The sequence below is a fragment of the Acinetobacter sp. SK-43 genome (genome assembly GCF_015351505.1).
Taxonomy (GTDB): Bacteria; Pseudomonadota; Gammaproteobacteria; order Pseudomonadales; family Moraxellaceae; genus Acinetobacter; species Acinetobacter junii.
The window spans coordinates 1-7,234 of the sequence record NZ_JADKPY010000028.1; the positions used below are offsets into that span (position 1 = coordinate 1).

At 39.3% G+C, this 7,234-nt stretch carries 11 protein-coding genes; 8 read left to right on the forward strand and 3 right to left on the reverse strand.

The annotated features are described in order from the left end of the window. Positions 1–7: 7 nt before the first annotated feature. Together IRT38_RS07125 and IRT38_RS07130 are read right to left on the reverse strand one after the other, a co-directional pair. On the reverse strand, positions 8–625 hold the full coding sequence (locus tag IRT38_RS07125; protein ID WP_004914027.1) for an L-threonylcarbamoyladenylate synthase: 618 nt from the start codon (positions 623–625) through the stop codon (positions 8–10). Between the two features lie 88 nt (positions 626–713). Then, positions 714–1,376 (reverse strand): elongation factor P hydroxylase, encoded by a 663-nt coding sequence (locus IRT38_RS07130; protein WP_194597315.1) that lies wholly within the window; start codon positions 1,374–1,376, stop codon positions 714–716. Positions 1,377–1,472: 96 nt separating this feature from the next. Here IRT38_RS07130 and IRT38_RS07135 point away from each other — a divergent pair, with 96 nt between their 5' ends. From IRT38_RS07135 to lysM, 7 genes are all read left to right on the forward strand, one after another. Then, complete coding sequence (locus IRT38_RS07135; RefSeq protein WP_004952618.1) at positions 1,473–2,033, forward strand: YceD family protein; 561 nt, start codon at positions 1,473–1,475, stop codon at positions 2,031–2,033. Positions 2,034–2,107: 74 nt separating this feature from the next. Then, positions 2,108–2,293: a 50S ribosomal protein L32 gene (rpmF, locus tag IRT38_RS07140; protein WP_004638135.1), complete on the forward strand. Its 186-nt coding sequence runs from the start codon at positions 2,108–2,110 to the stop codon at positions 2,291–2,293. A gap of 197 nt (positions 2,294–2,490) precedes the next feature. Then, a complete protein-coding gene (gene fabD / locus IRT38_RS07145; RefSeq protein ID WP_039047459.1) occupies positions 2,491–3,477 on the forward strand; it encodes an ACP S-malonyltransferase in 987 nt (328 codons plus the stop codon). After that, positions 3,474–4,208: a 3-oxoacyl-ACP reductase FabG gene (gene fabG / locus IRT38_RS07150; RefSeq protein WP_004682865.1), complete on the forward strand. Its 735-nt coding sequence runs from the start codon at positions 3,474–3,476 to the stop codon at positions 4,206–4,208. The genes fabD and fabG overlap by 4 nt, the downstream gene beginning before the upstream one ends. Positions 4,209–4,294: 86 nt before the next feature. Further along, positions 4,295–4,531 (forward strand): acyl carrier protein, encoded by a 237-nt coding sequence (gene acpP, locus IRT38_RS07155; RefSeq protein WP_004655272.1) that lies wholly within the window; start codon positions 4,295–4,297, stop codon positions 4,529–4,531. 186 nt (positions 4,532–4,717) lie between these two features. After that, a complete protein-coding gene (acpP, locus tag IRT38_RS07160; RefSeq protein WP_004682864.1) occupies positions 4,718–4,960 on the forward strand; it encodes an acyl carrier protein in 243 nt (80 codons plus the stop codon). Between the two features lie 215 nt (positions 4,961–5,175). Further along, the gene (gene lysM / locus IRT38_RS07165; RefSeq protein ID WP_194597316.1) at positions 5,176–5,649 is read left to right on the forward strand and encodes a peptidoglycan-binding protein LysM; all 474 of its coding nucleotides are present in this window, start codon (positions 5,176–5,178) and stop codon (positions 5,647–5,649) included. Positions 5,650–5,725: 76 nt separating this feature from the next. Here the strand turns inward: lysM and IRT38_RS07170 are convergent, their stop codons facing one another. After that, the gene (locus IRT38_RS07170; RefSeq protein ID WP_194597317.1) at positions 5,726–6,493 is read right to left on the reverse strand and encodes a hydroxymethylpyrimidine/phosphomethylpyrimidine kinase; all 768 of its coding nucleotides are present in this window, start codon (positions 6,491–6,493) and stop codon (positions 5,726–5,728) included. A gap of 93 nt (positions 6,494–6,586) precedes the next feature. Here IRT38_RS07170 and IRT38_RS07175 point away from each other — a divergent pair. Next, on the forward strand, positions 6,587–7,234 hold a 648-nt coding region (locus tag IRT38_RS07175), incomplete at its 3' end, for an HAD-IA family hydrolase (RefSeq protein ID WP_194597318.1).

Sequence of the window (7,234 nt, forward strand, 5' to 3'; positions counted from 1 at the left end):
ATCTTTATTATTCAAACGCGCTCACATCTCCAACACCACGACGTACGATCTCAGGGTTTTCTCCAGATAAATCCACGATACTAGTGGTGGATAATGTACCGAAACCACCATCAATAAATACATCTATGCGTTTGCCGAGTTGATTTTCAATATCATAAGGATCATCTAGTGGTTCTGTTTGATCAGGAAGAATCAGGGTGCTTGTGAGTAGTGGTTCGCCGAGCTCTTTTAGCAACGCTTGTGCGATGGGATTGCTAGGAATACGCAAACCAATGGTTTTTTTCTTAGGATGCATCAAACGTTTTGGAACTTCGCTGGTTGCAGGCAAAATAAAGGTGGTTACAGCAGGCGTATTATTTTTAAGCAGTCGATACATTGCATTATCAACTTTTGCATAGGTTGCAATATCAGATAGATCACAACACATAATCGCATATTGATGTTTTGGGCCTAGACCGCGAATCTGTGCAATTCGCTCCATGGCATTTTTATTTCCAATTTGGCAACCAATTGCATAAGCAGCATCAGTTGGATAAACAACCACATCACCTGCACGTATACGATCTACAGCTTGAGTGATTAAACGTGCCTGCGGATTTTCAGGATGAATATGTAAGTGCAACATTATTATAACTCCCTGATCTTTATGGCTGAATTAAGTATGAAACGTGTTAAGGGGCGGATGCAAGTCTCAGATGTGATAATTTTGTCAATCAATCAAGCGATTCACGTTTAAATTCATCAAGTTGTAATGCTCGTCCATTACGCGTACACAAGCAGATGTAATAAATGAAGTGTGCAGCATCACGAGGTAATTTAGACTCACCTGAAAAAAAACGTTTTACTTGATTAAAAACATTGTCTTTAAACAAAGCACCATCACCACCTTCACCAGTTAAGTTATCTAAAGAGACACGAAACTTTCGACCAAATGCAGTTGCAAATAACCATTCAATCGCTTGGGGTTTGATTTCTACTTGTTCAAAAAGCGCTTGCTGTTCCGCAGTTCGACCATCCGGTGCATACCAATAACCTAGATCAGGTAACTTTCTACGTTGTTCCCCTGAAATCGTCCAATGACTAATTTCATGTAAGGCACTATTAAAAAAACCATGAGCAAATTGGATTCGTCCAGGTAGCTGATCTGTCGCTGGGAAATATTCTGGTTCAAAATCACCTTTAACTAATGTGACATTATGGTGGGAAAACCAGTGATTAAAGTGTAAAATGAGCCAATCAACATGTTCTACTTCAGTTGTTAACTTTTGCCAAGATGAGCGTTGCACTTGATCTGGTATCAATCGAGGTAGATCAGTTGAATGGGTGCTAACAAGTGATGAAGTTGTTACTTCAGGTTGCGGCTGCAACAGGTGCATTGCTTAATTTACCCCGAGTTCTGTCTAAAGAAGTGCAAAATTGTATCTTAATCTTTGACAGAGTACCGATGAATTTGTAGAATTGCCGCCTTAATTATGTCAGCAAATACCTTTCCGGCACAGATTGAGCCGTTTAAATGGGCTGAACAAGGCTTTACATGGTCAGGTACACTGCCATTGTCTCGCTTTGCTCGTATCGCTCGTGAAGCTGTTGGATCAATTAATGATCAATTGATCAACATAGACTGTAAGCTATCAATGGATGCATATCATCGCATTGTATGGTTAGATGGACATATTGATACGAAAGTTCCGATGGAATGCCAGCGTTGTCTGGATACCGTTGAAACTGAACTTGTATCAGATTTTCATTTAGCTTTAATCGATGATGAGTCACTGATAGAGCGCTTGGATGAGGATGCTGATTTCATCGTTTTAGGTGAAAGTGAGTCAACGAAAAAAGGTGATATTGATACACCTGCTTCGATCGATTTGCTCGCATTACTAGAAGATGAACTGTTATTGTTGATGCCTTTATCTCCTAAGCATGATGCTTGTGAGTTAAAACATCGACCTACCATTCAGGACGTTGTCGAAGAGAAGCGGGATAACCCGTTTGATGTTTTGGCAAGTTTGAAGGGTAAACTTAACTCATAGTTTGTGTTATAATGTTGAGTTAAGACAACTGAATTTGTTCTGATCCATTTTTTCGATCTTTGTAAGGAGCCATCATGGCCGTTCAGCAAAACCGTAAAAGTCGCTCTCGCCGTGACATGCGCCGTTCACATGACGCTTTAACCGAGAATGCATTATCTGTAGACCAAACTACTGGTGAAACTCATCGTCGTCACCACGTGACTAAAGACGGTATTTACCGTGGTCGTCAATTATTCGCTAAAGCAGCTGATGCTGAATAATTGAATCATATGCATTAAGCGTTAGCTTAAAGTATAGAAAAAATGGGAGCGAAAGCTCCCTTTTTTGTTGTTTTTCGCAATTATAAAACGATTTAATCAATGTTAAATTTCCGCATCGAGAAAAAGTCTGCTGCTATTCTCATGTAGAATCATGAGAAATGATGAAACTGGCAATAGACCATTTTAAGGATTTTTATATGTCGACTAAACGACTTGAGCAGGCAGCTCAAGCAACAAAAACCGCATTTGTATTCCCAGGTCAAGGCTCGCAAAAAGTAGGTATGCTGGCTGAACTCGCTGAGCAGTTTGGTGTGATCAAAGAGACCTTTGATGAAGCATCAAATGCACTAGGTTTTGATTTATGGCATATCGCGCAAAGCGGAGAAGGTTTAGATCAAACTGAAAATACACAACCTGTTTTATTAACCGCTAGTATCGCGTTATGGCGCGTATGGTTGGAGTTAGGTGGTGTAGTACCAAAATACTTGGCAGGACACTCTCTAGGTGAATACAGTGCTTTAGTTGCTGCGGAAGCGATGACATTGGGAGATGCTGTAAAACTCGTGAATTTGCGTGGGAAACTCATGCAAAATGCAGTTCCTCAAGGTGCAGGTGCTATGGCTGCAATTCTAGGTCTTGATGATCAGAAAGTGGTTGAGCTTTGCCAAGCTGCGACAGCAAATGGCGAGGGTTCAGTTGAAGCTGCCAATTACAATGCGCAAGGTCAAGTTGTGATTGCAGGAACTGCGACTTTAGTCCAACAGGTTATCGCTGCTGCAAAGGAGCAATCAGGCAAAGCCATTGCGCTACCAGTATCTGTGCCTTCACATTGCTCATTAATGAAGCCAGCAGCAGAACAGTTTGCTGAAGCTTTGGAACAAACTGCCATTGAGCTACCACGCCTTCCTGTAATACAAAATGTCAACGCGGAAATTGCGACAGATGTTGCTCAATTGCGTCAGGCATTAACGGCTCAGTTGTATGAGTCAGTGCAATGGACTCGTACCATGCAATATCTGCAAGATCAGGGTATTCAGTATGTGGTCGAATGTGGACCTGGGACTGTACTGAGTAATCTTGCGAAGCGATTACCGAACATAGATAAAGCATTTGCGATTGATAGCAAAGCACGTATGGAAGATGCCCTAAACGCAGTATTAGTGGCAGAAGGAAAAATTGCATGACACAACAACGAAAAGTTGCGTTAGTGACAGGAGCTAGCCGAGGCATTGGCGCAGCAATTGCACAGCAGCTCATTCAAGACGGTTTTTTTGTAGTTGGCACCGCGACTTCTGAATCAGGCGCGCAAAAACTGACAGAAAGCTTTGCTGAGAACGGTGCGGGTGCTGTACTTGACGTTCGAAATGGTGAAGCGATTGATGCACTGGTAACAGATATCGAGCAAAAATACGGTTCTGTCTTAGTTCTAGTGAACAATGCTGGGATTACGAAAGATAATTTGTTACTTCGTATGTCTGAAGATGATTGGGACGATATTCTCAATATTCATCTCAAAGCTGTTTACCGTCTCTCGAAGCGTGTTTTGAAAGGTATGACTAAAGCACGTTTTGGTCGAATTATTAACATTAGTTCAGTGGTTGCACATTTTGCAAATCCAGGCCAAGCCAACTACTCAGCAGCAAAAGCAGGGATTGAAGCATTCAGTCGTAGTTTAGCTAAAGAGATGGGCAGCCGTCAGATTACTGTAAATAGTGTTGCACCTGGATTCATCGCGACTGAAATGACTGATCAGTTAAGCGAAGATGTTCGTAAAAAAATGAGTGATCAAGTAGCTTTAAATCGTCTAGGTGAGCCTCAAGATATTGCGCATGCAGTGAGTTTCCTTGCAAGCGATAAAGCTAGTTACATTACTGGTACAGTTTTACACGTAAATGGTGGTTTATACATGGCCTAACTGGCGATGTATAAACTTTTAAAAAATTTTATATTCAATTAAACTAGTGGCAAATTAAAACGCCACAAGCAATGAGGAGAATTCCTGTGAGCGATATCGAACAACGCATCAAACAAGCAGTAGCTGAACAATTAGGTATGCGTGCTGAAGAGATTAAAAACGAAGCATCTTTCATGGATGACTTAGGTGCTGACTCTTTAGATTTGGTTGAACTTGTAATGTCTTTTGAAAATGATTTTGACATCACGATTCCAGATGAAGATTCAAATGAAATCACTACAGTTCAATCTGCAATTGATTATGTAACTAAGAAACTTGGTTAATCATATCACATGATTAAAAGCCACCTTTTTCGGTGGCTTTTTTATATGTTCAACTTTTCATATGAATAGATGTAAAAATATCTTACAAAAAAAATAAACTATAAATATGAAAATAATTTATTTGAGTGTACAAAGTTTATGCTATTTAAAATAATTTATTAAACCATAACAACAAAAGGGAATTTTATGAATATAGCAAACCGTATTAAAGAGATCATTATTGAGCAACTTCGTGTAAATGAAGAAGATGTTTTACCAAATGCATCCTTTACAGATGATTTAGGCGCTGATTCATTGGCTGTAGTTGAGCTCATTATGGCTTTTGAGGGAGAATTTGGTACTCAAATTCCTTATGAAGAGGCTGAGAAAATTATTACCGTTCAATCTGCAATTGATTATATGACCAATATTGTGGGAGAAAATGCTTAAATTGCTTCAAGTTTTGAACTAATTGAAAGCCGCCGCAAGGTGGCTTTTTATATTTAAAAATATATAAATGTGAAAGCTTAAAATCAGTTTTACTGCATATACATATATTTACAAGACCTCGTTAAATTGAAACTCGCATGCTTTATTTTTTCGGTATAACTAATTGTAAGTCTGTTTTGACTATGCTTAATCAATAATTACAGAGGAAATAAAAAATGGGTATTTTTGATTTTGTTAAAGGCATTGGTAAAAAAAATACAGCACCAGCAGAACCTCAGCCAGCACCAGCAACGCCTGCTGAGCCTTCAGCTCAAGAAATTGCCAATAAATTATTAGGTTTGATTAAAAGTTTAGGTCTTAGTGTTGATGGTTTATCAGTAACCTACAATGGAAATACCGATACAGCCATTATTAAAGGGGGAGTCAAAAGCCAAGCAGATAAAGAAAAGATAGTTCTTGCCGTTGGTAATATTGATCATGTTGCTCAGGTGGATGATCAAATGACTGTTGAAGTTCCAGAACCTGAAAGTAAGTTCTATACAGTAAAATCAGGGGATAATTTGTCTAAGATTGCAAAAGAAGTTTATGGTGATGCAAACCAATACCCTAAAATTTTTCAAGCCAATAAACCGATGTTAAAAGATCCTGATGAAATTTTCCCTGGTCAGGTATTGCGTATTCCGCAATAATTTGTGGGTTTTAAAAAGGCGCATTCAGCGCCTTTTTTTATAACTATTCATTGAAATATATTCAATATTTCAAACATCAAAATCGTTTTGGAATCTTTTGCCCATTTGGAACTGGTGTTTCAGCATTTTTTAATACACCAAATAGCCATGTTTCAGCATGCTGAACCGCTATTTTTAGTGAATCACCTAAGGCTAAACGTCCAGCAATGAAGCTTGCCAAAGAGCAGCCTGAACCATGATATTGACCTTGTAAACGCGGGCAACGGCTTTCAGCAATCATTTTCCCATCAGCATAGAGAACATTACGGATATGGTCAGGAGTATCTTCATGTCCACCTTTAACTAAAACTGCTTTAGCACCCATTTCAAATAATTTCAGAGTAGCGAGTTCAATATCATCCACACCAGTTAAAGCTCTCAATTCAACTGTATTGGGGGTAATCACAGTCGCGAGAGGAATTAGCTCAACAAATGCCTTTACTAATGTTGCTTGATCACCTAGTGAGCCACCACTGTTTGCGACTAAAACAGGATCAAGTACATATTGATAATCAGCATGTGCTCTTAAAAATTCAGCTAATGCAGCAATATTATCGGTAGTGCCCAACATGCCAGATTTTACACATTTGATAGGTAAGTCTCCAACCACAGCATTTGCTTGAGCTAACAGCAATTCTTTTGAACTTGCTTCAAAACCAAATACTTGTTGTGAGTTCTGTATTGTCAAAGCTGTACAAGCAATTGCCGCATGTGCACCGCTTTGTCCTATGGCTTCTATATCTGCTTGTAGACCAGCACCACCTGAAGGATCTAAACCTGAAAAACATAGTACGGTAGGACGCACAGCAATTTCCTTTTGTTCTCTCAATTACGCTAGTATATGTAAGTTTCGAGAAACTCTCGACTATGTTATGTAAGGCTGTAAGAGATTGAGCGAATGACGATCAGAAATATTTTAATTGATTTAGATGGGACTTTAACTGATCCCAAAGAAGGTATTCATCGTTCAATTCGTTTTGCACTAGAGAAACTTGGTTGTCCAATAGCTGATGAAGTAGATTTGGATTGGACGATTGGACCACCATTAAAAGGTTCCTTGGCGAGATTGTTAAACTCCCAAAGTGATGAGTTGGCTGAGCAAGCACTCGCAGCCTATCGTGAACGTTTTGCAGTGATCGGATTATTTGAAAATCAAGTCTATCCAAATGTTGCTGAGACACTCTACAAACTAAAACAACAAGATTATCAATTATTTTTAGCAACAGCTAAGCCAACAGTCTATGCGAAACAAATTTTGGTGCATTTCGAGTTGGATCAATATTTCACAGAAATACATGGTAGTGAGTTGACTGGCGAACGTACCAACAAAGCAGATTTAATTGCTTATATTCTTGAGCAAGAACAGTTGAATGCACAGCACTGTGTAATGGTCGGTGATCGTCAATATGATATTGTTGGTGCACGTGCTCATGGAATTGATACCATTGCGGTCAGTTATGGCTATGGAACACCAGAAGAACTGGCTCAAGCGCAGCCGATCACGCAAATCAATCAGTTTAATGAGCTGATTGAATGTATCGAGCAA